At 47.3% G+C, this 25547-nt stretch carries 26 protein-coding genes, 2 tRNA genes and 1 pseudogene; 12 read left to right on the top strand and 17 right to left on the bottom strand.

Annotated elements, in window-relative coordinates; all coding sequences use genetic code 11:
* Nucleotides 1-145 precede the first annotated feature (145 nt).
* From B0187_RS07260 to rsfS, 6 genes are read right to left on the bottom strand one after another with little or no spacing between them, the layout of a single operon-like run.
* Nucleotides 146-1324, bottom strand: a complete 1179-nt coding sequence (locus tag B0187_RS07260; RefSeq protein ID WP_078237195.1) for a serine hydrolase — start codon at nt 1322-1324, stop codon at nt 146-148.
* Between the two features lie 33 nt (nt 1325-1357).
* Complete coding sequence (locus B0187_RS07255) at nt 1358-2137, bottom strand: septal ring lytic transglycosylase RlpA family protein (protein ID WP_078237194.1); 780 nt, start codon at nt 2135-2137, stop codon at nt 1358-1360.
* A 38-nt stretch (nt 2138-2175) separates the two neighbouring features.
* Complete coding sequence (gene rodA / locus B0187_RS07250; RefSeq protein ID WP_078237193.1) at nt 2176-3309, bottom strand: rod shape-determining protein RodA; 1134 nt, start codon at nt 3307-3309, stop codon at nt 2176-2178.
* Entirely contained in the window at nt 3302-5242 is a 1941-nt protein-coding gene (mrdA, locus tag B0187_RS07245) for a penicillin-binding protein 2 (RefSeq protein ID WP_078237192.1), read from the bottom strand. Before mrdA ends, rodA begins: the two co-directional genes overlap by 8 nt.
* A gap of 12 nt (nt 5243-5254) precedes the next feature.
* Nucleotides 5255-5722, bottom strand: a complete 468-nt coding sequence (gene rlmH, locus B0187_RS07240) for a 23S rRNA (pseudouridine(1915)-N(3))-methyltransferase RlmH (RefSeq protein ID WP_078237191.1) — start codon at nt 5720-5722, stop codon at nt 5255-5257.
* A gap of 15 nt (nt 5723-5737) precedes the next feature.
* Nucleotides 5738-6052, bottom strand: coding sequence for a ribosome silencing factor (gene rsfS / locus B0187_RS07235; RefSeq protein ID WP_078237190.1), 315 nt, complete (start codon nt 6050-6052; stop codon nt 5738-5740).
* Between the two features lie 493 nt (nt 6053-6545).
* Here rsfS and napF point away from each other — a divergent pair, with 493 nt between their 5' ends.
* The 7 genes and pseudogenes from napF (at nt 6546) to B0187_RS07200 (ending at nt 12903) form a co-directional block, all read left to right on the top strand.
* Nucleotides 6546-7091 (top strand): ferredoxin-type protein NapF, encoded by a 546-nt coding sequence (gene napF / locus B0187_RS07230; protein WP_078237189.1) that lies wholly within the window; start codon nt 6546-6548, stop codon nt 7089-7091.
* A gap of 38 nt (nt 7092-7129) precedes the next feature.
* Entirely contained in the window at nt 7130-7417 is a 288-nt protein-coding gene (locus B0187_RS07225) for a chaperone NapD (RefSeq protein WP_078237188.1), read from the top strand.
* Nucleotides 7418-7446: 29 nt separating this feature from the next.
* Nucleotides 7447-9921, top strand: coding sequence for a nitrate reductase catalytic subunit NapA (gene napA, locus B0187_RS07220; protein WP_078237187.1), 2475 nt, complete (start codon nt 7447-7449; stop codon nt 9919-9921).
* Nucleotides 9922-10109: 188 nt separating this feature from the next.
* Nucleotides 10110-10794 (top strand): annotated as a pseudogene (gene napG / locus B0187_RS07215) (ferredoxin-type protein NapG); the annotation flags it as partial.
* Nucleotides 10795-10975: 181 nt separating this feature from the next.
* Nucleotides 10976-11851: a quinol dehydrogenase ferredoxin subunit NapH gene (gene napH / locus B0187_RS07210; RefSeq protein WP_078237186.1), complete on the top strand. Its 876-nt coding sequence runs from the start codon at nt 10976-10978 to the stop codon at nt 11849-11851.
* Nucleotides 11852-11869: 18 nt separating this feature from the next.
* Nucleotides 11870-12295 carry a nitrate reductase cytochrome c-type subunit gene (locus tag B0187_RS07205; protein ID WP_078237185.1) on the top strand — a complete coding sequence of 142 codons (426 nt, stop codon included), beginning with the start codon at nt 11870-11872 and terminating at the stop codon, nt 12293-12295.
* Nucleotides 12296-12303: 8 nt separating this feature from the next.
* Nucleotides 12304-12903 carry a NapC/NirT family cytochrome c gene (locus B0187_RS07200; protein WP_078237216.1) on the top strand — a complete coding sequence of 200 codons (600 nt, stop codon included), beginning with the start codon at nt 12304-12306 and terminating at the stop codon, nt 12901-12903.
* 147 nt (nt 12904-13050) lie between these two features.
* Here B0187_RS07200 and ffh read toward each other — a convergent pair whose 3' ends face one another.
* From ffh to mutY, 8 genes are all read right to left on the bottom strand, one after another.
* A complete protein-coding gene (gene ffh, locus B0187_RS07195; protein WP_078237184.1) occupies nt 13051-14430 on the bottom strand; it encodes a signal recognition particle protein in 1380 nt (459 codons plus the stop codon).
* A gap of 148 nt (nt 14431-14578) precedes the next feature.
* Nucleotides 14579-14851, bottom strand: coding sequence for an NGK_0946 family protein (locus B0187_RS07190; RefSeq protein WP_078237183.1), 273 nt, complete (start codon nt 14849-14851; stop codon nt 14579-14581).
* Between the two features lie 18 nt (nt 14852-14869).
* Entirely contained in the window at nt 14870-15151 is a 282-nt protein-coding gene (locus B0187_RS07185) for a hypothetical protein (protein WP_078237182.1), read from the bottom strand.
* A 211-nt stretch (nt 15152-15362) separates the two neighbouring features.
* Nucleotides 15363-15438, bottom strand: a tRNA-Asn gene (locus B0187_RS07180).
* 20 nt (nt 15439-15458) lie between these two features.
* Nucleotides 15459-15534: transfer RNA gene (locus tag B0187_RS07175), tRNA-Phe, on the bottom strand.
* A gap of 284 nt (nt 15535-15818) precedes the next feature.
* Nucleotides 15819-16916, bottom strand: coding sequence for a membrane-bound lytic murein transglycosylase MltC (gene mltC / locus B0187_RS07170; RefSeq protein ID WP_078237181.1), 1098 nt, complete (start codon nt 16914-16916; stop codon nt 15819-15821).
* A gap of 9 nt (nt 16917-16925) precedes the next feature.
* On the bottom strand, nt 16926-17195 hold the full coding sequence (locus B0187_RS07165; RefSeq protein WP_078237180.1) for an oxidative damage protection protein: 270 nt from the start codon (nt 17193-17195) through the stop codon (nt 16926-16928).
* Nucleotides 17196-17205: 10 nt separating this feature from the next.
* A complete protein-coding gene (gene mutY / locus B0187_RS07160; protein WP_078237179.1) occupies nt 17206-18321 on the bottom strand; it encodes an A/G-specific adenine glycosylase in 1116 nt (371 codons plus the stop codon).
* A 163-nt stretch (nt 18322-18484) separates the two neighbouring features.
* On the opposite strand from mutY, the gene B0187_RS07155 reads away from it, so the two are divergent.
* Genes B0187_RS07155 through sfsA form a run of 4 tightly spaced genes read left to right on the top strand, consistent with a single transcriptional unit; the run spans nt 18485 to nt 20361 of the window.
* Entirely contained in the window at nt 18485-18775 is a 291-nt protein-coding gene (locus B0187_RS07155; protein WP_078237178.1) for a type II toxin-antitoxin system Phd/YefM family antitoxin, read from the top strand.
* Complete coding sequence (locus B0187_RS07150) at nt 18772-19209, top strand: type II toxin-antitoxin system VapC family toxin (RefSeq protein ID WP_078237177.1); 438 nt, start codon at nt 18772-18774, stop codon at nt 19207-19209. The genes B0187_RS07155 and B0187_RS07150 overlap by 4 nt, the downstream gene beginning before the upstream one ends.
* Nucleotides 19210-19218: 9 nt before the next feature.
* Complete coding sequence (gene gloA2 / locus B0187_RS07145; RefSeq protein WP_078237176.1) at nt 19219-19608, top strand: SMU1112c/YaeR family gloxylase I-like metalloprotein; 390 nt, start codon at nt 19219-19221, stop codon at nt 19606-19608.
* 39 nt (nt 19609-19647) lie between these two features.
* The gene (gene sfsA, locus B0187_RS07140; protein WP_078237175.1) at nt 19648-20361 is read left to right on the top strand and encodes a DNA/RNA nuclease SfsA; all 714 of its coding nucleotides are present in this window, start codon (nt 19648-19650) and stop codon (nt 20359-20361) included.
* A gap of 30 nt (nt 20362-20391) precedes the next feature.
* On the opposite strand, the gene B0187_RS07135 is transcribed toward sfsA, so the two are convergent.
* Nucleotides 20392-21093 (bottom strand): lipopolysaccharide kinase InaA family protein, encoded by a 702-nt coding sequence (locus B0187_RS07135; RefSeq protein ID WP_078237174.1) that lies wholly within the window; start codon nt 21091-21093, stop codon nt 20392-20394.
* Between the two features lie 286 nt (nt 21094-21379).
* Between B0187_RS07135 and B0187_RS07130 the strand changes: the two genes are divergently transcribed.
* Nucleotides 21380-23017: a phosphoethanolamine transferase gene (locus tag B0187_RS07130; protein ID WP_078237173.1), complete on the top strand. Its 1638-nt coding sequence runs from the start codon at nt 21380-21382 to the stop codon at nt 23015-23017.
* Nucleotides 23018-23085: 68 nt separating this feature from the next.
* Here B0187_RS07130 and B0187_RS07125 read toward each other — a convergent pair whose 3' ends face one another.
* Both B0187_RS07125 and B0187_RS07120 read right to left on the bottom strand, forming a co-directional pair.
* A complete protein-coding gene (locus tag B0187_RS07125; protein WP_078237172.1) occupies nt 23086-23874 on the bottom strand; it encodes a 4Fe-4S cluster-binding domain-containing protein in 789 nt (262 codons plus the stop codon).
* Nucleotides 23875-23895: 21 nt separating this feature from the next.
* Nucleotides 23896-25434 (bottom strand): YjjI family glycine radical enzyme, encoded by a 1539-nt coding sequence (locus B0187_RS07120; protein WP_078237171.1) that lies wholly within the window; start codon nt 25432-25434, stop codon nt 23896-23898.
* Nucleotides 25435-25547 lie beyond the last annotated feature (113 nt).

Genomic DNA, 25547 nt, shown 5'->3' with positions numbered 1-25547 from the left:
CCCCCTTCGGTCTCGCTTTGCTCGACCACTTCCCTCGCAAGCGGGGGCAGATATATTTGATCTTCCCCCGTTTATGGGGGAAGTACCGCCAAAGGCGAGGTAGGGGGAAATTTTTTAAAATCCCACCGCTTGCCCTCACAAAAACTTAGTTAAACAACCCCTTCACGGTCAAAGCGATCCAATCCCACGCTTTGCCGAAGATGCCTGCTTCGTCCACGTTTTCAAGCACTTGTAAGCTGTTGCTTGCTACGTCTTTGCCGTCAAGTTGGTAAACCACTTTACCCACTACTTGTCCACGGGTGAGCGGGGCTTCGAGGTTTTTGCGGTCAAGTTCGTAACGGGCTTTTAAATCGCTTGCTTTGCCTTTTGGAATGGTAACGTAAGCACCGTCAAGTGAGCCGAGTTGAACTGTATTTTTATCGCCGTAGTAAACGCTTTGCTCAGACACATTTTTGTTGGCTGGCAAGGTTTGCACCGTTTCAAAGTTAGCAAAGCCCCATTGCAATAATTTTTTGCTTTCAACTTCACGCCCTTTCATTGTCGGCACGCCCATTACCACCGAGATCAAGCGGGTGTTTGCGTTGGTCGCCGAAGCCACGAGGTTGTAACCTGCTTTGTCCGTATGCCCCGTTTTCATTCCGTCCACGTTGATGGTTTTATCCCACAACAAGCCGTTGCGGTTTGGCTGTTTGATTTTGTTGAAGCTAAACTCTTTTTCCGCATAGATTTTATATTCATCAGGCAAATCACGGATAATGCGTGAGCCAATAATCGCCATATCACGGGCGGACGAGTATTGGTCAGGGTTATCTAAGCCGTGAACCGTAGCGAAATTAGTGTTTTTCAAGCCGAATTTCTGCACATAGTCGTTCATTTTGTTGATGAAATTCGCCTCTGTGCCTGCGATATGTTCCGCCATTGCGATACAAGCATCGTTGCCCGATACAATCACGATACCACGATTGAGATCCGCCACCGACACTTGTTGCCCTTTGTTAAGGAACATTTTGGACGAGCCTTGCAACTCTGGCTTGCCGCCCCACGCGTTATCGCTGATCGTAACCATATCCGTTTCACGGATTTTGCCTTCTTTGATTGCCGAGCCAATCACATAGCTGGTCATCATTTTGGTTAAGCTGGCAGGATATTGACGCTGATCCGCATTCGCACTCGCCAGCACTTCGCCAGAGTTATAATCCATTACGATAAAGGTTTGGGCGTTGATTTGCGGTGCGGCAATGCCGAACGTTTTGTCTGCATCGGCATAGGCAAAACTGGATACCGCAAGAGCCACAAGGCTCAGAGATTTAAGGCTGTTTTTCATTGTTCCGATATTCCTATGGGTAAGAGATAAAAATTATTTTTTGCTCAAAATATTGAGCTTCACTTTTGCCAAGCCTGAACTCACCATACCGATTTTGCTCGCAGCAACTTTGGAAAGGTCGATCACACGCTTGCCAACGTAAGGCCCACGGTCGTTAATGCGAACAATCACTTTGCGACCGTTGCGTAAATTGATAACTTCCACCATTGTGCCGAACGGCAGGGTGCGGTGGGCGGCGGTCATTTTGTTATTGCTGAAAATTTCGCCATTCGCCGTTAAGCGACCGTTAAACATATTGGCGTAATAGCTCGCTACCCCCGTTTGGAAATAACGGCGATTTGCCTCTTGATAAGGGTCTTTTTCCGCCTTTTTCTCAACTTTTAACGACACTTTCGCTTGGGTGGCTTTGGCTGATTTGGCGGCTGAAATTTTTTCAGAACGCACCGCTTGTTTAGTGGCTTGCGGTTTGCTGATTTGTGGCTTGTTCGCTACTTTTGCCACCACTTTCACGGATTTTTCCGCTTTTTTGGCTGCCACGGTTTTCGCTTTTGGCAGAGATTTTTGCGTTAAAGCCACCGCTTGTTTGGCGGTTTTGTTCGATTTAACCGTTTTTGGTTGAACGGCGACTTTTTTGTCCGCTTTTTCTGTTTTTGCCTTTTTGTTGGTTGAAGCGGATTTCGCCACCGTTTTTTTCACTACCGCACTTTTCGTAACAGTTTTTCTGGTCGTTTTCTTAGTGGCTGCGACCCCTTGACTGGCTTGAAAAGCCAAAACGCTGGTCAGTAGTAAAGTCGCTAATTTGGTTGGTTTCATTGTGCGTATCCTCTCTGTTGTCGCACGGATAAAAAACATCAATAAGAACGTAATTTATCGTATGGATTGCGTTCATTCGCTTTTTTGCGATGAACGTAGGTGGACATCATTAAACCAAACGCCGCCATTAGGGTAACGTAAGATGTGCCACCGTAGCTAAATAATGGTAAAGGCACGCCCACCACGGGCAAAATGCCACTTACCATTCCGATGTTTACGAAAACGTAAACGAAAAAGAGCAGAGCCGTGCCGCCTGATAAAATGCGTCCGAAGGCGGAATCCGCTTTCGCCCCGATCATCAAGCCACGACCGATAATAAAGAGATAAATCCCTAATAAAATCAACACCCCGATCATTCCGTGTTCTTCACTTAATACGGCGAAGATGAAATCCGTGTGCGGTTCAGGCAAAAATTCCAGTTGGGATTGTGTGCCTTCCATCCAGCCTTTGCCCTCAATGCCCCCTGAGCCAATCGCAATTTTCGATTGGATAATATGGTAGCCCGCCCCAAGGGGGTCTTTTTCAGGGTCGATTAAGGTCATCACACGGGTTTTCTGATAATCGTGCATCAAGAAGAACCACATTATCGGAATAAAGCCCGCAAGAAAGACCACGCCCGCCCCGATTAGTTTCCAACTTAATCCCGCCAAAAACAGGACGAAAACGCCCGCCGCACAAACAAGAATGGACGTGCCTAAGTCAGGTTGAGCCGCCACCAATAGGGTTGGGAAGATGATGATCGCTAAGGCAATAAAGGTATCTTTCAAACTTGGTGGTAGTGAGCGGTTGCCCAAAAAGGTTGCAACCATTAACGGCACGGCAAGTTTGGCGATTTCTGAGGGTTGGAATCGCACCACCCCCAGATTTAACCAACGTTGCGCCCCTTTACTGGTTTCGCCGACTAAATCCACCAGCACCAGCAACACGATACAGACCAAATAGAGGTAAGGGGCGACTCGCTGATAAAAACTCGGCGGAATCATCGCCATTACAAACATCACGCCCAAGCCGAGGGAAACTTGAATCACACGGCTGGTAAACATTTTTTCGCTCGCCCCACTCGCACTATATAGCACGAGCAAACCGTAGCCCGTGATCGCCAGCAAGCCGATCAACAGCCACAAATCAAGGGATAAAATTTTGCCAAAGAACTTTTTCACGCCTCTATTCACGAGTTTCCCCCTCTGCAAGCGGTGGGTTTTGGGTATTTTTTTCAGGTTGATCTGCCACCGTGTTGCGTAACGCAAAATCCATTACTTTTCGCACCACAGGGCCTGCTACGCCACCGCCGCCGCCTTCGTTTTCTAAAATGGTTGCCACCACCACTTTCGGGTTATCGTAAGGGGCATAGCCCATAAACCACGCGTGATCTCGCAACTCTTTTTTGATCGCATTGGCATTATATTTTCCGCCGTTGAGGTTAAACACCTGTGCCGTACCTGATTTACCTGCGGCTCGGTAGAATGTGCCAGCAAAGGCTTTTTTACCCGTACCGTTCCCTGCGTTGATTACGCCGTACATTCCCTGTTTTGCCAACTGCCAATACTGTTTCGGCACGCCTTGAATATCCGAATACAATCTCGGATCTTGATAAGGCTGATTTTGTTCCGACATCACTTCTTTCAATAAATGGGGCGTGTTCACTTTGCCGTCATTGACTAGCACAGCGGTCGCTTTCGCCAGTTGTAGCGGGGTGGAAATCCAGTAGCCCTGCCCGATGCCAACGGGAATGGTATCCCCCTGCACCCACGGCTTTTTGTAACGCTTCTGTTTCCACTCACGGGTTGGCATTAAGCCCACCGATTCTTCGTAAAGGTCGATGCCCGTTTTCGTGCCGAAGCCAAAACGCATCATCCAATCAGACATTTTATCAATCCCCATATCGTAGGCGAGTTGATAAAAGTAAGTATCCGAAGATTCCACAATCGCTTTAATTACGTTGGTTTGACCGTGCCCTGACTTTTTCCAATCTCGATAGCGTTGGGTCGTGCCAGGTAAAATCCAGTAACCAGGGTCGAAAATGGTGGAATAAGGGGTAATTTTCTTTTCCATTAAACCTGCAATCGCCATAAACGGCTTGATCGTTGAAGCGGGTGGATAAGTCCCTTGGGTAGAACGGCTATACAGCGGACGAGCAGGATCATCGAGTAAGTTTTTGTAATCTTTGCCCGAAATGCCATCCACGAAAAGGTTATTATCGTAGCTCGGGCTGGTTACCATTGCCAAAATGCTACTGTCTTTCGGATCAAGCACCACCACCGAGCCTTTTTTGCCTTTGAGCAGGTCGAAAATATATTTTTGCAGTTCCACATCAATGGTTAATCGCACGGAACTACCCGCTTGCCCAGGTTTATCACGCAATTTGCGGATCACTTTGCCGCGGTTATTGATTTCCACTTCCTCAAAGCCCGTTTGACCGTGCAACTGATCTTCGTAATACTTTTCAATCCCCAATTTGCCGATTTCGTGCGATCCTGCATAATTGCCGAATTTCCCCTCACTTTCGAGCTTTTTCTTATCTTTATCGTTGATTTTCGACACATAACCCAAAATGTGTGTCATCACTTCGCCGTAAGGGTAAATTCGCTTAAAGTAAGGTTGCACATCTAAGCTCGGAAAGCGGTGTTGATTCACCGAAAAACGGGCGATCTGTTCTTCATTCATATCGCCTTTAATCAAAATCGGGGTGTAGCGGTCGGAACGCTTTTTCTCTTTGCGGAAATTCTCAATATCTTGATCGGTCAGCCCCACCACTTGACGTAATTCTTCAATGGTTTGCTCTAAATTATCGGTTTTTTCTGGCACAATATATAAGCCAAAATAAGTGATATTTTCCGCCAACACTTTGCCGTTGCGGTCGTAGATCACCCCCCTTGTTGGTGGCACGGGCAACAGTTTAATGCGGTTACCATTGGAACGCGTTTGGTAAGCATCATAATTCACAATTTGCAGATTATATAAATTCGCCAACAGCACGCCCGTGAGAGCAAGCACCCCCACAAACGCAATCAAGGCACGGCGAGCAAACAGATTCACTTCCGCTTGCCCGTCTCGCACCTTTTCAGTCGGTTTTGACGCGATCCATTTTCCTAACTTGCCAAACATTTGCTTTCTTTCTTATTCACGATGATAAGGGTGATTGGTCGAAAGCGACCACGCACGATATAAACTTTCCGCCACCACCACACGCACGAGGGGGTGCGGCAGGGTCAAAGGCGAGAGCGACCAGCTCTGTTCCGCCGCTGCCTTGCATTCAGGGGATAACCCCTCAGGGCCGCCGATCAACAGGCAGACATCTCGCCCGTCATTTTTCCAACTTTCCAGTTGGGTGGCGAGTTGTTCGGTCGTCCACGGCTTCCCTGGGATATCAAGGGTAACGATTTTGCCCCGACCGCACGCCGCCAACATCGCCTTGCCCTCTTGCTCTAAAATTCGCTTAATATCGGCATTTTTGCCCCGCTTACCCGCAGGGATTTCAATCAGCTCAAACGGCATATCTTTCGGGAAACGGCGTTGATATTCCTCAAAGCCCGTAGTTACCCACGCAGGCATTTTGGTGCCGACCGCAATCAGTTGAATTTTCATCGAAAATCCTACCGCTTACGCCCACAATTTTTCGAGTTGGTACATCTCACGGCTCTCTTGTTGCAGGATATGCACAATCGCCTGCCCGAAATCGACCACCACCCAATCGGCAACCGCCTTGCCCTCAGAGGCAAACACCTCAACCCCCGCCTTTTTCGCTTCCTCGATCAGCTTATCCGCCACCGAAGCCACGTGGCGACTGGACGTCCCCGTACAAATAATCATCGCATCGGTAATGCTCGATTTGCCTTTCACATCAAGGGTTTCAATCTGCTGGGCTTTTAAATCATCGAGGGTGGTTGTTAAAAATTCGACTAAATTCTTTTCCACGTTACTGTTCCTAACGTTGTTTCACGTTCTCATTCAATACAAAAAGGGGCGAATTGTAGCATATTTTTCTTAGAAAGCGGGGCAAGCGGATAGATTTTACGTAATTTTCCCCTCTCTCTGCTTGAAATACTGAACGTATTTCAAGCTGTCTCTCTCCCGTGAACGGGAGAGAGTTTTTATCCTTTTAACTATATTTACCCCTCGCCCCGCTTGCGGGAGAGAGTTTTTAATCAAGCCAAATTATCAACCCTCTCCCACAAGTGGGAGAGGGACAGATATTTCTTCGTTCAGAAGAAATATCAGGGAGAGGGTAATTACAAGAGAGAAATTTCAAAAAATCCCACCCCTTGCAAATCCCTCAAAAATAAAACGGATTTCAATTTTTTTGACGAATATCAAATAAATGTTTTTTAACTTAAAGATACAATTTAATAACATTTTGCGAGTGATATAATCCGCCCACTTTTTTTGAAGTGAGAATGAAGAGGTATTTTTGGGTAATTTAACCGAAACCAATTTACCTCGCCGTAGTTTTTTGCGGGGGCATTTTTTAAATGCCTTGAAAAGCGAACAGGTAAAGCAACAAGGTCATCACGCCATTCGTCCGCCGTGGGCGAATTTGGCGGATTTTTTAGAAAAATGCACCGCTTGCGACCGTTGTGTGGCGGTGTGTGAAACGCAGATTTTGGTGCGTGGGGCGGGGGGATTTCCCGAAGTCGATTTTAGCCGTGGGCGGGGCGAGTGCAGTTTTTGTCAAGCCTGCGTGCAGGCATGTGAGGCGGGCGTTTTTCGCCCTGTGAGTGAAGCGGCGTGGTCGCACAAAATTGAGATTTTGCCGAGTTGTTTGGTGCAACATCAGGTGGAATGTCGCAGTTGCGAAGACGCTTGCCCGAGCCGTGCGATTGCCTTTCGCCGTCAAATTGGCGGTGGGGCGTTGCAGTTTGAAATGGCGAGTTGTAACGGTTGTGGGGCGTGTTTGGCGGTGTGTCCGAATCAGTCGATCCGCCTTGCCGATCCGCAAAAATTTTCGCCAAACTGACCGCTTGTAACGGCATAAAAAGAGAAAAATTCAACAAAATGCGAAATGTAGCCGATAAGTTAGACCAAACGCCCGTTGCGGGGAATTGGTATGTGTGTAGCCTTGTGGTGCAAGCTCGCCCTGAAAAGCTGGCAAGCGTGAAAGCGGCGTTACTGGCGATGCCGCTGACCGAAATTCACGGCGAAAAGCCCGAAGAAGGCAAGCTCGTGGTGGTAATGGAAAGCGATTTCCAACGCACCTTGGTCGAGCAAATGGAACAGATCAAAGACATTGACGGTGTGATCGTGGTGTCGCTGATTTATAGTCATCAAGACGAACAACATTAGTTTTTTAATTTGAATGTGGGAACATTGTTATGGAACTGAATCGTAGAGATTTTATGAAGGCAAATGCGGCGGCTGCCGCAGCCGTTGCGGCGGGGATTACCATTCCCGTCAAAAGCGTTTACGCCGAAGATAACAGCATTAAGTGGCAAAAAGCCCCGTGCCGTTTCTGCGGTACGGGTTGTAGCGTTTTAGTGGGAACGCAAAACGGTCGCGTAGTGGCTTCGCAGGGCGACCCAGAAGCGGAAGTGAACAAAGGTTTGAACTGTATTAAAGGCTACTTCCTGCCGAAAATTATGTACGGAAAAGACCGCTTGACCGCCCCGATGTTGCGTATGAAAGACGGCAAATTCGACAAAAACGGCGAATTTACCCCAATTTCGTGGGATCAAGCGTTCACCATTATGGCGGAAAAATTCAAAAAAGCCTTGAAAGAGCAAGGCCCGAACGGCGTGGGTATGTTTACCTCGGGTCAATCGACCATTTTCGAGGGGATTGCGAAATCGAAACTGTTCAAAGCAGGTTTACGCTCTAACAATATCGACCCGAACGCTCGCCATTGTATGGCGTCGGCGGCGGTGGCGTTTATGCGTACCTTTGGTATGGACGAGCCGATGGGATGTTACGATGATATTGAGCAAGCGGATGCTTTCGTGCTTTGGGGTTCAAATATGGCGGAAATGCACCCGATTTTGTGGTCGCGTATTTCTGATCGCCGTTTATCCAACCCAGATGTGAAAGTAGCGGTGCTTTCTACGTTCCAACATCGTTCCTTTGAACTTGCCGATAACGGAATGGTGTTTAAACCGCACAGCGATTTAGTGATTTTGAACTATATTGCGAACTATTTGATCGAAAATAATGCAATCGATCAAGATTTCATTCAAAAACACACCAAATTTAAACGCGGTCAAACGGACATCGGCTACGGATTACGCCCAGATCATCCGCTTGAAAAAGCGGCGAAAAATGCCGACACCGCAGGCAAAATGTTCGACAGCGATTTTGAAGAATATAAAGCGACCGTCAAGGAATTTACCCTAGACAAAGCAGCGGAAATGTCGGGCGTACCGAAAGATCAATTAGAATCTTTGGCGAAACTTTACGCCGATCCGAACAAAAAAGTGGTGTCGTTCTGGACAATGGGCTTCAACCAACATACGCGTGGCGTGTGGGCGAACCATATGATCTACAACATTCACTTGCTCACAGGCAAAATTTCTAAACCAGGTTGCGGTCCATTCTCTTTAACAGGGCAACCGTCCGCTTGTGGTACGGCTCGCGAAGTGGGCACATTTGCTCACCGCTTGCCAGCGGATTTAGTGGTTACCAACGAGAAACACCGTGAAACCGCCGAGCAAATTTGGAAATTACCAAAAGGGGCGGTGCAAGAAAAAGTGGGCTTACACGCCGTGGCACAAGACCGTGCCTTAAAAGACGGCAAACTCAACGCCTACTGGGTAATGTGTAACAACAATATGCAATGCGGCCCGAACATTGACGGCGAGCGTTTACCAGGTTGGCGTGATGAGCGTAACTTCGTGGTGGTTTCTGACCCTTATCCGACCGCTTCCGCCTTGTCTGCGGACTTGATCTTACCAACCGCAATGTGGGTGGAAAAAGAGGGTGGCTACGGCAACGCCGAACGCCGTACCCAATTCTGGCACCAACAAGTAAAAGCCCCAGGTGAAGCAAAATCAGACTTGTGGCAATTAGTCGAGTTTTCTAAATACTTCAAAACAGACGAAGTATGGCCAGAAGAATTACTCGCTGCCAACCCAGAATTTAAAGGCAAAACCCTTTACGATGTGTTGTACCTCAACGGCAACGTAAACAAATTCCCGAAAGTGGAAGGTCAGTTGAACGATGAAGCGGATTACTTCGGTTTCTACATTCAAAAAGGCTTGTTTGAAGAGTATGCGACTTTCGGTCGCGGACACGGCCACGACCTCGCCGACTTCGATGTTTACCACCAAGTGAAAGGCTTGCGTTGGCCAGTAGTGAACGGCAAAGAGACCCAATGGCGTTATCGTGAAGGCTTCGACCCTTATGTGAAAGAGGGCGAAGGCGTGGCGTTCTACGGCTATCCAGACAAAAAAGCGATCATTTTAGCCGTGCCATACGAGCCACCTGCGGAAGCCCCAGATGCGGAATACGATTTATGGCTCTCAACGGGTCGTGTGCTGGAACATTGGCACTCTGGCTCAATGACACGCCGCGTGCCAGAGTTGCACCGTTCGTTCCCGAACAACCTCGTGTATATGCACCCAACGGATGCCCAAGAACGTGGTTTACGCCACGGCGACAAAGTGAAATTGATCACTCGCCGTGGGGAAATGATTTCGCACCTTGATACCCGTGGTCGTAACAAAGTGCCACAAGGCTTGGTGTTTACAATGTTCTTCGATGCAGGACAATTAGTAAACAAACTCACCCTTGACGCCACCGACCCAATTTCCAAAGAAACCGACTTCAAAAAATGTGCGGTGAAAGTGGTTAAGGCGTAATTCAAGCGTAGTAATAGAATGATCTGCCCCCGCTCGCGGGGGAAGTGGTTGCGCGAAGCGAAACCGAAGGGGGCAAGCGGTAGGATTTGCGAAAAATTTTACCAAACTGACCGCTTGATCCCCCTACCCCGCCTAACGGCGGTACTTCCCCCGCAAGCGGGGGCAGATAAGAATAGAGAGGATCAACCTTGAAACTCGACCCAAACCGCCGTCAGTTTTTGAAAAACGCTACGCGTACCGTGGCTGGGGTTTGTGGGGTGGGCATTATTTTAGGCTTACAGCAACAGCAGAGCCTTGCCCGACAAGGGGTAGCGTTGCGTCCCCCTGGGGCGTTAGCCGATGATAAAGATTTCGCCGCCGCTTGCGTGCGGTGCGGACAATGCGTTCAAGCCTGTCCTTACGAGATGTTGCATTTGGCGTCCTTGCTGTCGCCCGTTGAGGCTGGCACGCCCTATTTTATCGCTCGCGATAAACCGTGCGAAATGTGTCCTGATATTCCGTGCGTCAAGGCTTGTCCAAGCGGTGCGTTAGATCCAAATTTAACCAACATTGACGATGCTCGAATGGGCTTGTCGGTGTTGTTGGATCAAGAAACCTGCTTGAACTGGCAAGGCTTGCGTTGTGATGTATGCTATCGGGTTTGTCCGCTGATTGATAAGGCGATCACCCTCGAAATGCAACGCAACGAGCGTTCAGGCAAGCACGCCAAATTTATCCCGACCGTCCATTCGGACGCTTGCACGGGCTGTGGCAAATGCGAAGAAGCCTGCGTGCTGGAAGAGGCGGCGATTAAGGTGTTGCCAATCTCGCTCGCCAAAGGAATGTTGGGCAAACATTATCGGTTAAGCTGGCAAGAGCAGGAAAAAGCGAACAAAGCCAAGCAAAAAGCCCCTCAACAAGGGGTAGGATTTTCGGAAAAAAACGCTAATCCAACCGAACCTGCTGAACCAACCCTTGTGCCACAAGGTTTTGGCGGATTAGGCGGTCAAGGCGGAAAATCGGGCTTATTCGGTTCAGACGGCTTAAACGGCTCGAACGGGGCAGGGGGGCAATAATGGCAAACCTACTCAAAGAAGCTGGCAAAGAAGCGATTGAAAAACTCGGCTGGTGGCAAGCCCACCGCTTTTTGATCCTTCGCCGATTAAGCCAACTCAGCATTGTGCTGATGTTTTTAAGTGGTCCGTTTTGGAATCTGTGGATCTTAAAAGGCAATTACAGTGCCAGCCTGTTGTTGGACGTCATCCCATTAAGCGATCCGCTGATCGTGGCACAAAGCCTCGCCACAGGCTACTTGCCCGAGTGGAAAACCTTAGTCGGGGCGGGCGTGATTATCGTCTGCTACGGCTTGTTGGCGAGCAAAGTGTTCTGCGGTTGGGTCTGTCCTGTGAATGTGGTAACGGATCTCGCTGCGTGGCTAAGACGCAAACTCGGCATCCGCCAATCGGCAAAACTGCCTCGCTCGTTACGCTACGGCATTTTGGCGATGATCCTTGTCGGCAGTGCCATTTCAGGCACGCTGTTGTGGGAATGGATCAACCCCGTGGCAGCAGTCGGTCGCACCTTTGTGTTCGGACTGGGGGCAACCCTGTGGCTGGTGGCGGCGGTGTTTTTATTCGATCTGCTGATTGTGGAACACGGCTGGTGCGGTCATCTCTGCCCGATTGGGGCGATGTATGGCGTGATCGGGGCGAAAAGCCTCGTGCGAATTAAAGTTACCGACCGAGCCAAATGCGACCGCTGTATGGATTGCTTCCACGTCTGCCCCGAACCCCAAGTATTACGCTTGCCCCTCAACGGCAAGCCCCAAGATAGCACCATCGTGTTATCCCCTGATTGTATTAGTTGCGGACGTTGTATTGATGTCTGTGCAGAACAAGTTTTTAGCCTCAGCACACGTTTCAAACGTGAGATCGCGGTCAAAAACTGCTAATTTTTAACGGAGTGAACAATGAAAAAATATCTCGCCCTATTATTTGCAAGCCTTGCAGTGTCTAGCTTTGCAGTGGAAAAAGTGGGTTCAAGCATTGCCGAAGGTGCAGAAAGCACCGCCCCAGCCTTTGAAAATATGCCAAAGGATAACGGCAAAATCGGCTTGAACTATGTGAATCAACCGCCGATGATTCCGCACAGCGTAAAAGGCTACCAAGTTACCAAAAACACCAACCAATGCTTAAACTGCCACGGGGTCGAAAACTACCGCACCACCGGCGCACCTCGCATTAGCCCAACTCACTTTATGGATCGTCAAGGCAACGTATCGGCGGAAACCTCGCCTCGCCGTTATTTCTGCTTACAATGCCACGTTCCACAAGCTGATGTTGATCCGATCATCGAAAACCAATTTGAACCAACCAAAGGTTTTGGGGGTAAATAATGTTCAAGCTGATCAAAGCCTTTTGGACGAAATTCCGCACCCCGAGCAAAATTGGCGTAGGCTTCATTGTGGTCGCCGCCGCCCTTGCTGGGATTTTATTGTGGGGCGGATTTAACGTTGCCCTTGAATACACCAACTCGGAAAAATTCTGTTCCAGTTGCCATATGAATGATGTCGTGCCGGAATATCGTGCTTCACCACACTACAATAACCGCAGTGGCGTGAAAGTAATCTGTTCCGATTGCCACTTACCGAAAGAGTTCATTCCGAAATGGACTCGTAAAATTGAAGCAAGTAAAGAGGTTTATGCTTACCTCACAGGCAAAGTCGATACCAAAGAAAAATTTGAAGCTCACCGTTTGGCAATGGCGGAACGTGAATGGGCAAGAATGAAAGCCAACAACTCGCAAGAGTGCCGCAACTGCCATAACTTCCAAGATATGGACTTTACCCAACAGAAAAACGTGGCCGCGAAAATGCACGCAATGGCGGAAAAAGAGGGGAAAACCTGTATCGACTGCCACAAAGGGATCGCCCACGATTTACCTGATATGAAAGGCATCAAATCTGGCTTCGCCCCGAAAGAAAACGAACAGCCAGCAAAATAATCATCTCATTCACAAAAAACCACCGAAAGGTGGTTTTTTATTGCCTCAGAATTTAGCTTGCAAGGGGTGGGATTTTGAAAAATTTCAATAAAAAACGGTCAGATTTTTTTTAAAATCTGACCGCTTGCAGAGAATAAAAGTTGAAACCTAACGCCCAAACATTCCGCCCAAGCCACCAAGTCCGCCGCCCATCAGCCCCTTCATTCCTCGCATCATCTTCGCCATTCCACCTTTACGCATTTTTTTCATCATACGTTGCATTTCGTCAAACTGTTTGAGCAGTTTATTTACGTCTTGCACCTGCGTGCCTGAGCCAAGAGCAATTCGGCGGCGGCGTGAGCCTTTGATGATGTCTGGGTTAGCACGTTCTTTGAGGGTCATTGAGTTGATGATCGCTTCCATTTTGACGAACATTTTGTCATCCACTTGATTTTTAACGTGGTCGGGCAAATTTTTTGCCCCTGGTAATTTGTCGAGCATCGACATCATTCCGCCCATTTTCTTCATTTCGATCAACTGTTCACGGAAATCTTCAAGGGTGAAATCATCGCCTTTCTTGAATTTTTGTGCCATTTTTTCCGCTTTTTCACGATCTACCGAACGCTCTAAATCTTCGATCAGCGACAGCACATCACCCATTCCCAAAATGCGAGAGGCAATTCGATCAGGGTGGAACGGCTCTAACGCATCAGTTTTCTCGCCCACCCCGAGGAATTTAATCGGCTTGCCTGTAATTTGACGAATCGACAACGCCGCACCGCCTCGTGCATCGCCGTCCACTTTGGTTAAGATTACGCCAGTGAGCGGTAATGCTTCATTAAAGGCTTTTGCCGTGTTCGCCGCATCTTGCCCCGTCATTGCATCCACCGTAAAGAGGGTTTCAATCGGATTCAACACTTGGTGGATCTGCTGGATTTCTTCCATCATCTCGCCGTCCACGTGCAAACGCCCTGCGGTATCGACAATCAACACATCAAAAAAATTGAGCTTGGCGTGTTTTAACGCATTTTCGGCAATTTCCACAGGCTTTTGGCTGGTTTCCGTTGGGAAGAAATCTACATTGAGGGTTTCAGCAAGGGTTTGAAGTTGCTTGATCGCCGCAGGGCGGTAAACGTCCGCAGACACCACTAACACCTTTTTCTTATGGCGTTCTTTGAGGAATTTCGCCAATTTCCCCACCGAGGTGGTTTTACCCGCCCCTTGTAAACCCGCCATTAAAATCACCGCAGGCGGTTGGGTGGCGAGGTTAAGGCTCTCGTTCGCCTCGCCCATTGCTTGTTCTAACTCGTTTTGGACGATCTTGACGAACTCTTGCCCTGGGGTGAGGCTTTTATTGACTTCCACCCCAATCGCACGCTCTTTGACCTTATTGATAAACTCACGCACCACGGGCAACGCCACGTCTGCTTCCAATAACGCCATACGCACTTCACGCAGGGTGTCTTTGATATTGTCTTCGGTTAAACGCCCCTTGCCACTGATATTGCGAAGGGTTTTCGATAATCGTTCGGAAAGGTTTTCAAACATAATTTTCTCGATGTGCAAAAATTTCTAACAATCTGACCGCTTGTCAGCGGAAAATGTGGGGCATTATACAAAATAATCGGGGGGATTGGGGGATAAGCACAAAAGAAAAGCCATTTCTGTTGAAATGGCTTTGAGACATTATGAAAAATTAAAATCCAAATACACCACGAATTGAACTTACCGCACCCATTACAGATTGAACCGCTGATGAACCTTGACGGATAGTTTCTGAATAGCCTTGTGCTTTGGCTGCTTGGGTTTGAGATTCCGCAATTTCATTTGCACGTTGCTTGTTATATTGATCCAACTCAGCTTTGGTAACACGAGAAGAATTTAACCCACGAGATGCGTTAATATCTTCTGTTCCTGCACAAGCAGTTAATAATGCTGACATACCTAAAACAATCAATAATTTTTTCATTTTGGTTTCCCTCATAAATTAACGAATGATATAAATTTTTTGTTTACTTGAGTTTTCTCTTGATTTATTGATTGCCTTAGCACGGTTCATTTCCATTGTACCCAAATCTTCAATGGCATCTTGACGTTTTTTACGCTCATCTCGATAGTCTTGCATTTCCATTGCACGAATTTCCGCACGGCGTTGAGCAATTTCCGCATCGCTTTGCCCTGTTGCTTTTGGCAAATAAAGAGAACTAAAAGAACTACAACCTGTAACCCCAAAAACAAAAGGGGCTATACATAAAAATTTCAAATTCATAGAAGCCTCACAAAACTTAGTTAAACTTACCGAATTGTAAAAAAAAAAAACAATTGTCAAGCAAGTAAAATTTAATTGAACAAAATACAACCAAACATTGTATCAGCTAGAAAATTTGCAGAAAGGCAAACCGCAAGGGATAGGATTTTGGAAAATTTATGAAATGCGAAAAAAGAAAAACCCCGATGATTTCTCATCGGGGCTATGAATATGGCTCCTCCTGCGGGACTCGAACCTGCGACATATGGATTAACAGTCCACCGTTCTACCGACTGAACTAAGGAGGAATAGCACTTTGCAATTTAAGTGGTGCCTCGAGGCGGAATCGAACCACCGACACGGGGATTTTCAATCCCCTGCTCTACCGACTGAGCTATCGAGGCATCTCGTCGTTTGCGGGGCGTATTATGCGGATTTCGTTTCGGCTCGTCAAACGTTTTTTGCAAAAAATCTGAAAAAATGCGTTGAAAGCTAGTTTTTTGTGCATATCGGGTATTTTTACAACATTTTTACATTCTTTGGGCGGAAAAAATCGCCCATTGGCAAGATTTTTCGTGCCATAAAAAACCCGTTGCAAGCGGGTAGATTGTGAAAAATTTCGCAAAATCCGACCGCTTGTTGAAAAAAATGCCTCAATCTTTCGATTAAGACATTTTTGCGAATGAAATTAACGCACGCGGCGGTATTTTTCTTGGGCTTTGCTTACTTTTATTAAATAGTTGCGAGCCTGCGAGGACGGGTGAGCGGTGGTTAAAATGCGATACACCGCGTCTGGCGAGAGTTCGTTAATGCGATCAATTGCCGCATATTTATCGCGGTCAAACACGCGTAACACCGCCCCAGCACCGCTGTTATACGCTGAAATCATTGCGTAGCGTTTGGAAGTTGGGTCGGTAATGCCGTCCAGATATTCATCACGCAAGATAGTGAGGTAAAGCGTCCCTGCGTCCACGTTATTTTCTGGGTGGTAGAGGTATTCACGGCTTGGTTGTCCGCTCATTCCTTTACGAGCAAAAATATCACGCCCTGCGGTGCGTGGCACAACCTGCATCAAGCCAATCGCATTCGCATAGCTTACCGCATAAGGGTTGAACGCCGATTCCACTTCCATAATCCCCAAAATCAGGCTTTCATCAATGCCGTAGCGTTTCGCCATTTTACGCACAATCGGCAAATAGGCTCTCGCACGCACTTCAACGTGGTTGGCGATCATCTCAATCGTAACGTAAGTAACGGTTTTGCCGTTTTGCAAGCGGCGAGTTTTGGTTTTATTTTGAATCAGGTAGGTCGCAAAATCGTTGGCAATCGCCACGTTTGAGATTTCACGGCTGAAATGATCCACCACCTGACCACGCAAGAACGGGCGGTCGCTGATTGGCGTGTCGCCCGAGGCGAAAAGGTCGATCCCCGCAGGGTCGCCACCCATTAAGAGCGTGTGGATAATCGCATTACGCAAGCGGTTTTGATCGCCTAAGGTTTCAATCGTGATCTGACCGTCTTCAAAGGAAATGTGGCTACGGGTGTAGAATTTATCCGTATATTTCACATAGTCTTTACGGCTGGCTTGCAACAGCTCATTCACGCCCCAAATTTCGTCAATGTTTTGCGAAAATTGCCCCGTGAGAATGTCCAAACCGTTGGTATCTTTATAAGTGCCGCCCGCTTTGGTGCGACTTTTTTTACTGGTGCTTTTGGTGTCGCTACCACAAGAGGCAAGGAAAGGAATAATGGCTAACACTGCCAAATATTTTGCATACTTCTTCATTGAATTACCTTATTTTTGCGGCACATAGCCTTCAATATGAATATCTTTCCCCTCAAACAAAAAACTGACCATTTCGCTTTCAAGCAGTTGGCGGTGTTCAGGGTTCATCATATTTAATTTTTTCTCATTGACGAGCATTGTCTGTTTTTTAATCCATTCCGCCCACGCTGGTTTGCTGATCGAATCAAAAATGCGTTTACCCAATTCCCCTGGGTAAAGTTGAAAATCCAAGCCTTCGGCTTCTTGTTTGAGGTACTCACAAAATACGGTGCGTGCCATTTGGGTTTCCTTAAATTGAAAAAATTAACTCATCGAGGATTCGTTTCACGGGCGTTGCCAGCCCGATTTCACTCGGCAAGGCGAGATCATACCAATAATCCGCTTCGGAAGATACCGAAAGGCGATAATTTCCCCGATTTTCTGCCACTTTTAATTCATTTTGCGGCGAAAGGGGAAGTTCAACCAAAATCGGAAAAATATCCAAATGAAAATGGCTAAACGTGTGGCGAAATGCGGTTAATTGTTGCGAAATTTGCAGATTTTTCGCCAAAAGCCACCGCTTGATCGCTGCTAAATCCTCAAATTGCGGGAAAACGTATAATCCGCCCCACAAGCCTTTCGCCTCTCGCTGTTGCAACAATACTTTTGAGCCTTGTTTCAAAATCAAAAAATAGCTTTGGCGTTCGGGCAAGGTTTTTTTCAGCTTTTTGGCAGGGAAATCCGCCCACGCTTGACGAGCGTTCGCCTCGCAAGATTTTTCGAGGGGGCAGAGCGAGCATTTTGGCTTGGTGCGGGTGCAAATCATCGCCCCCAAATCCATCATCGCCTGATTAAAATCCGCCACCTGCGAGCTTGGCGTAACGCAAGCGGTGAGATCCCACAAACGATTTTCCACCGCCTTTTCGCCCGACCAGCCCTCAACCGCAAAATAGCGAGAAAGCACCCGCTTGACGTTGCCGTCTAAAATCGGGTGCGGTGCGTCCAGCACGGACGACAAAATCGCCCCTGCGGTGCTTCGTCCCACGCCTGACAACGCCAGCACCTCGTCAAAATCGGTGGGAAATTCGCCGCCAAACTGATCCCGAATTTGTTGTGCCGCCTTGTGCAAATTCCTCGCCCGAGCGTAATAGCCCAAGCCTGTCCAGAGGTGCAACACTTCGTCTAGCGAGGCATTTGCTAAATCGGTAACGGTCGGAAAACGAGCGATAAACCGCTCAAAATAAGGGATCACCGTTGCCACCTGCGTTTGTTGCAACATCACTTCCGACAACCACACGCCGTAAAGGGTTTTGTTCGCCTGCCACGGCAAATGCTTACGCCCATACCGCTCAAACCACGCCAAAACCGCCTTGGCAAACGGCTTATTCGGGGAAGATTGGGCAAGCGGAAACTGCAATTTTTTCACGTCTCACTCATCATTTCACACAAAAATAAAGGGCAAAATGATACCGCAAGCGGTCAGATTTGAAAGATTTTTTGCAAAACTTTGCGATTGGGTAAAAATAAGTTGTACTAAAAACGATCAATGTAGTAACATTACTACAATTTAACAACCCAAAGGGGGAAATATGGCAATCATCACATCACGCGAGTTTAATCAAGGGTCAAGCAAGGTGCTGAAAGTCGCCGAAACCGAACCCGTTTACATCACCAAACGGGGCAAAATTACCAATGTGGTGCTAAGTTATGAGCAGTTTCAGCAGTATCAAGCCCCAGAACCTCAAACCAAAGAAATGAGCTTCGCCGAATACTTTTCTGGTCGTAACCACCCTGCGTCAGATTTGCCTGATGAGGTATTTGAAATTAAACGAGACGACAAAGATTGGAATCTTCGCTATGAGGAACTGTTTGACGAATGAAATACTTACTCGACACCAACATTCTGGCGGAATTACGCAAATTCGATAAGGGCTTAATCGATCCGAATGTGCAAAAGTGGTTGGCACAAATTCCGCCCTCGCAAACCTGCATCAGCGTGATTTCGCTAATGGAAGTGAAAATCGGCTGGCTGTTAAAAATGCGGAAAGATCCTACGCAGGGCAAAATGCTTGAAGATTGGTATCAAAAAACCTTGATCCTACTCTACCAAGATCGCACCTTGCCCGTTACCAGCGAAATCGCCTTGCTGTGTGCGGAATTGCATATTCCCAACAAACGCTCTTATAACGATGCGTTAATCGCCGCCACCGCAATGGCTCACAATTTAACGCTGGTTACTCGTAATACCAAAGATTTTCAAGGGTTGAAGATCAAACTGCTCAACCCTTTTGAATTTCCCACACTAATTCAATAAGGACACCCAATGACCCCCATTCTCGGCTTTCATCACGTTGCAATTATCGGCTCGGATTACGCCAAATCTAAACATTTCTACACCCAAATTTTAGGGGCGAAAATCATCGAAGAAACCTACCGAGCCGAACGCCAAAGCTACAAACTCGACCTCAAATTCCCAGACGGCTCGCAGATTGAGCTGTTTAGCTTCCCCAATCCGCCAGCTCGACAGTCCACGCCCGAAGCCTGCGGACTTCGCCACCTTGCGTTCAAAGTCGCCAACCTCGATCAAGCGGTGGCTTACCTCGAAAAAAATAGCGTTCCCTGCGAGCCGATCCGCCTTGACGACCTCACGGGCAAACGCTTCACTTTTTTCCGCGATCCCGATGATTTGCCGTTGGAATTTTACGAAATTTGAGCCAATCCCACCCCTTGCAACCGTTGAGTGAATTGAAAGATGCAATTTCCACCGATTTCCTACGGCGTTTTAATCCGCCGTTATAAACGTTTTTTAGCCGATATTTTGTTGCCGAACGGCGAGCAGATTACGATTCATTGCCCGAACACTGGGGCGATGACAGGTTGTGCCAACGAGGGCGACCGCGTGTGGTTTTCCACCAGCGACAACCCCAAACGCAAATACGCCCACACTTGGGAACTCACCGAAACCCAAGCAGGGCATTTTATTTGCGTCAATACCCAACGAGCGAACGAGCTGGTGGGCGAGGCGTTGCAACAGAAATGGATTGCGGAACTTGTCGAGTTTGACGAAATTCTGCCCGAAGTGAAATATGGCGTGGAAAATAGCCGTGTCGATTTTTTATTGCGAAAGCCACCGCTTGCAGAGTGTTTTGTCGAGGTGAAATCCACCACCTTGCTCACCGAAAATGGGCTGGGAATGTTCCCCGATGCCAAAACGGAACGGGGGCAGAAACATCTGCGAGAGCTGACGAACCTTGCGGAACAAGGCAAACAAGCGGTGATTTTCTTTGCGATTTTGCACACAGGGATCGAGCGTTTTGAGGTGGCGAAGCAAATCGACCCCAAATATGCCGAGCTGTTTGAACTCGCTCAAAAGGCTGGGGTGCAAGCCTTAGCCTATCTGGCGGAAGTGGAATGTTGCGAGGGTAAGCCTGTCGCAATGCGGCTAACGCAAGCGGTATCATTATGAAAAAAAGCGATCAATTTGATCGCTTTTTCATTATTTGGCAAAAACTTGAAATAAACCATAAACGCCTTTTAAATCTTTTTTCGCCATAAATTTAAATGGCAACAATAAATAATAAACAAATTTATATTGCTCAATAAAATGAACGGTTTTTTGCCAAACTTCACGGTTTTCATTGGCGGCGAAAATATCTCGCATTTTTCTGATTTGATCCAACGGCACATTTTCACAACATAAACCGTAAATAAATAATAAATTATCCCTGATTTTATTATAGGTTAGATTTTTGGAATGGGACGATGCCTCAAAATCAATAAAGGAAATTTTACCCTCTTTCCATAAAATATCTTTTGAATAAGGGCGACCGTGAACGAGATTTTGCTCGTGTAATTGAGCGAGGGCTTTGGCGGCATCGTTTAAAATCTGCTGTTTTTGTTCGTTGGAAATGGCGGATTTCAGCCAATCCCGCACGCTTTGCCCGCCGTTTTCCATTAGGATAAAACCCTGATCGAGCTGATAGATTTTTGGAATCGGGGCGTTGAGCGACATCAATTCTTTCAAGCGATCCACCTCTCGCTGAAAGGCTTTTTGCGGCGAACCTTTCAGCCAACGCATCACCGCACTCGGCTGTTCGGGTTGCTTGATAATGTAAGATTGATTGTCAAACTCAAATGGAATAATCCGCCGTGTGGGATTTTTCATCCGCAATTCATTCGCATAATCGAGCAATAACATTTATCCCCCCATTTTTATCTCAAACCCCGTTATTTTAACGGCTTTTTGACCGCAAAAAATCAGGGCAGTTAGCAGGGTAATTTTCAACTGCTCAAAAAAAAAAACGATAATGTTAATTTATTGTTTTATTTGATAAAAAACCTTTAAATTCCTTTTTATTTCATTGCCATTTTAGCCGCCAAATTCCTTGTTTTAAAAAGGGGTATTATTTTTATTTTGAGTGAGAATTTTTTATTTTCCACGTTGTCTTTTTTGGCATAAATCTTCCCATTTTTTAAGGACTTTTATGGCACTTTTACGCCCCCGTTGGACACTTTCGTCCACCACATTAGTGGTGCTGTTGGCACTCTATTTCTCGCTCGTGATGAACTATGCGTTTTATCGCGAAATTTTAACCCTGCAACCGCTCACCAACGAGCCTGCAACCTACTTTCTCTACACCATTCCCGTCGCTCTCTTTTTCGGGCTTTTGGTGGTGTTTCAAATTCTATCAATGCCGATTATCCATAAAGTGATCATTCCGCTCTTGCTGATTTTAAGTGCGGCGGCGAATTATAATTCGATCTTTTATGGGGTCTATTTCAATACCGAAATGATCGACAACATTTTACAAACCACCCCAGCGGAAGCCTCTCGGCTCGTCAATGCTTCGAGTACGATGTGGCTGATTGGTTTTGGGATTGTGCCAGCGGTGCTATATTTGTTGGTGAAAGTGGAATATAAACCGTTTTGGAAAGAATTACGCACCCGCCTTGCGGTGATTGTGATTGGTGTGATCGGCGTTCTTGCGATTGCCAAATTTTTCTATCAAGATTACGCCTCGTTTTTCCGCAACAATAAATCCCTCACCCATCTGATTGTGCCGTCTAATTTTGTGGCGTCCAGCTTTAACAAGGTGCGAGAAGTGCGACAAGCCAACCTGCCTTACACCGAACAAGATCCAAACATCAAACAAACCAAAACCGACCGCTTCCGCCACGTTACCGTGCTAGTGCTAGGCGAAACCACCCGTACCCAAAACTGGGGCTTGAATGGCTACGCTCGCCAAACCACGCCGAACCTCGCTCAACGGGGCGATCAAATCATCAACTTCACCGATGTTTCTAGTTGTGGCACGGCAACCGCTGCATCCGTGCCTTGTATGTTTTCTTCGTTCACCCGTGCCGATTACGAGCCATACAAAGCCGAAAAACAGGACAACATTCTCGACATCATTCAACGTTCAGGTATTGATGTGCGTTGGTACAATAACAGCACCGACTGCAAAGGCGTTTGCAAGCGGGTGAAAACTATCGAAATTTCAAAAGAGACCGCCGAATACTGCCGTGCGGGCGAATGTTTGGACAACATTCTGCTACCCGAATTGGATAAAGCCCTCGCCGAAGAGAGCCAGCAAGATATTTTGCTCGTGCTGCACACAATGGGCAATCACGGTCCGACTTATTATGAACGCTACACCGAGCCATATCGCCAGTTCACGCCCGATTGCCAAACCAACGAAATCAACCGTTGCACCCCGCAACAGATCGTGAACACCTACGACAACGGCATTTTGTACATTGACCAATTTATCAACAACGTGATCAAACGCCTTGAAAATAAAGAGAATTGGGAAAGCACCGTTTACTACATTTCCGATCACGGCGAATCCCTCGGCGAAGACGGCATTTATCTACATTCAGCCCCTTATGCGATTGCCCCAGCCACCCAAACCAAAGTGCCGATGACAATGTGGTTCTCAAAAGCATTCCGCCAAAACGAGGGCTTCGATTTTGACTGCTTGCAAACCAAAGCCAAAACCGAATCGTTCTCGCAGGATAACCTGTTCCACACAATGTTCAGCATAATGGACATCGACCCCAAAACCTCTAACACCTACAACCCCGCGTTAGACATTTTGGCACAATGCAAAAAAGCCAAATAACCTAAACCAAGCGGTCAGATTTGAAATTTTTTTGGATCTGACCGCTTATTTCATTATTTCCTTGTAAATCAATAGATTACGCTGATGTTGGCTATGCCTATCGCTTTGGCAAATTCCGCCAATTCATCAACCTGTTCAACCGTTGGCACATAAGGGATTAAGCCCTCGCTGTCCCTTGCCCCTTTGGTGTGGACGCGGATAATTTTGAGTAGGACGTGGGGATAAGGTTTGAGCAGTTGGGCGACTTTTTCGATCAGGGCTTTGGCATCAAAAAAATTGTTGAGAAACACAAGGCGGATTTCTTCCACTTTGTCTTGCGGTAGCAGTCGGGCAAGGTTGGATAAATTACGGTTCAGATTTTCCGCTTTGATATGCAGGCTGGTCGGGATAATTTGGCTCGGCACAATGCCTTGCTGATTTTTACGATCAAAACAGAGGGTTTGCAAGCCTACCCCCTCGCCTTTGAGATCGAACAAAAATTTGTCGGTAACGGCAATCAGCGGGGCGGTTGCTTCGTAATCGAAAAAACCGCTGCTATCCAAATAACAGGTTAATCCCTCCGCTTGCAACGCCTTGAATAACGGCACTAATTTTTTGTGATGAATGGTCGGCTCGCCGCCCGAGACGGTAACGCCCCGAATAAACGGCACGGCGGACATCACTTGCTCAAACAGAAATTGCAAGCTCACCAGCTTTGCCTGCTCGGAATAGCGTGCAATGGTTTCGGGATTGTGGCAGTAAAGGCAGTTGAGTTTACACCCTTGCAGAAAAATGCTGGTGCGGTTGCCCCGCCCCTCAACATTGGAAAAGGGAATAATGCGGTGCAACGGCACGAAGATTTCAGATAAAGCGGTCATTTTCGGCGAAATTTTTGCAAATTAGGCGTTCACATCCTTTTCATCACGCAGTTGGCGGTCAAATACGCTGGCACATTCGTCCGTGCCAGAGCCGTACCAAGTGGTATCTCGTAACACCGCCTCGCCCTTGCGAAAACGCTCCACTTCGCTTTTCTTGACGAGGTAACCCGTAACCCGAATTAAATCGGTGTTTTTGAGATAGGTGGTGATGTAGCGATAATCGAGGGCGAACGCTCCGTCAATAATATCCACCACCGCATCAAGATGATCGACATAGGTTTGATCGAAGGCAAACAGATCACCCGTGCCAGACGGAAAATACTTATGGAATGGGGCGGATTGTTTGAGGTGGGCGAGCAAAGTCGGCTCTTGCCCCACTCGCACGCGGTGGGCTGGGTTGTTCGCCTTATCTTCCTCGTGCATACTCGCCCCCACTTGGGCGTGCAACAGGTAGCGACCGCCCGTGCGTTCCACATAAAGCCCTTGATGATCGTTCACAATCTCTTGCAGTTTGTCCATTATCATTGTCGCAATTTGGTCGCCTCGTTCGCTCTGCCCAAAGGTTTCGTTTAGCCCCTCTTGTTTGAGCAAGTGGTTGGTCGCATCCGCCAAACCGACAATCGCAATCATACTGGTAAAGTTTTCTCGCTGAATAAAGCCCTCTTTCGCCAAGAAATCCGTAGCGAAAAAGTTGCTTTCTTCCACAAGGAATTTGTGCCGTTTGTCCATTGTGGAAAGGGCAAGTTTCGCCACTTTCGGCAACAGTTCGTCCACCATTTCCGCTACGCTTTGACAGGCTCGCCCAATCGTCCCCAACCGTAGGCGAGTGAGGGTATAAGCCCCACCACATTCAGGCAGAGCATTGTAACAACTCGCCACGCCATATTGCTCGCCCAAATCTTCAATGTAGTAGTGGTCATTGGCGAACGAAGGCTTCGACACCAATAAGCAGGCTTTGGCAGCAAGCTCGGCAAATTCCCGTGAGGTTTTGGTTTTATCGTAGCGAATGGTCATATTCGGGGTTGGATTTTCCAACTCAATCACCGCCCGTAAAATCAACCGCCCTGCTTTGGTGTCGAACGGTCCGATATTCGCGTGGCAGAATGAATCGGGAATGGTTTTGTCGATATGATTAAGGAAGCGTTTGATCTTGATGTAATCCTGCTCCTCGTCTGTGATGAAACGGTCGAGCAACAGATCCAAACGCCCAATATAGACAGGGAAAGTGGTAATCGAAGGAACGTGAGAATAAATAATCAACAAGCCGTCCAGCACCTCATCAAGGGTTTGTGGCACAGGCAGATCGAGAAATTGACAGCCTTTTTCCAAATAGACATTAAAATCAGGCAAAATATAACGAGGGCGGTAAATCGCATAGCCCTCGTTCAAATCGCAAATCATCTGATTTTCAATATAGTGCCATTCCTCATCGGTGTAGCCCAACAGCTCACGCGGATCAAACAACCGCTCGGCGATATTGGCTAAAATCATCGCTTTCTGTTGGCAAGTTAAACCGTTCGATTTTACGGTGGCTAAAATTTCGTCTAGTGTGGCTTTCATTGCATTTTCCTCTGTAAAAACAGTCGCTATTTTACCGAAAAAACCAATCCCGTTTTGCGATCTGGATCGCATTTTTGCAATGCAAGCGGTAAGTTAATCGAAAATTTCCACCA

The organism is Haemophilus paracuniculus (assembly GCF_002015115.1).
In the GTDB taxonomy this organism is placed as follows: domain Bacteria; phylum Pseudomonadota; class Gammaproteobacteria; order Enterobacterales; family Pasteurellaceae; genus Haemophilus_E; species Haemophilus_E paracuniculus.
Note: the sequence above shows the minus strand (reverse complement) of the source record. Positions and strands in the feature narration are given on the sequence as shown.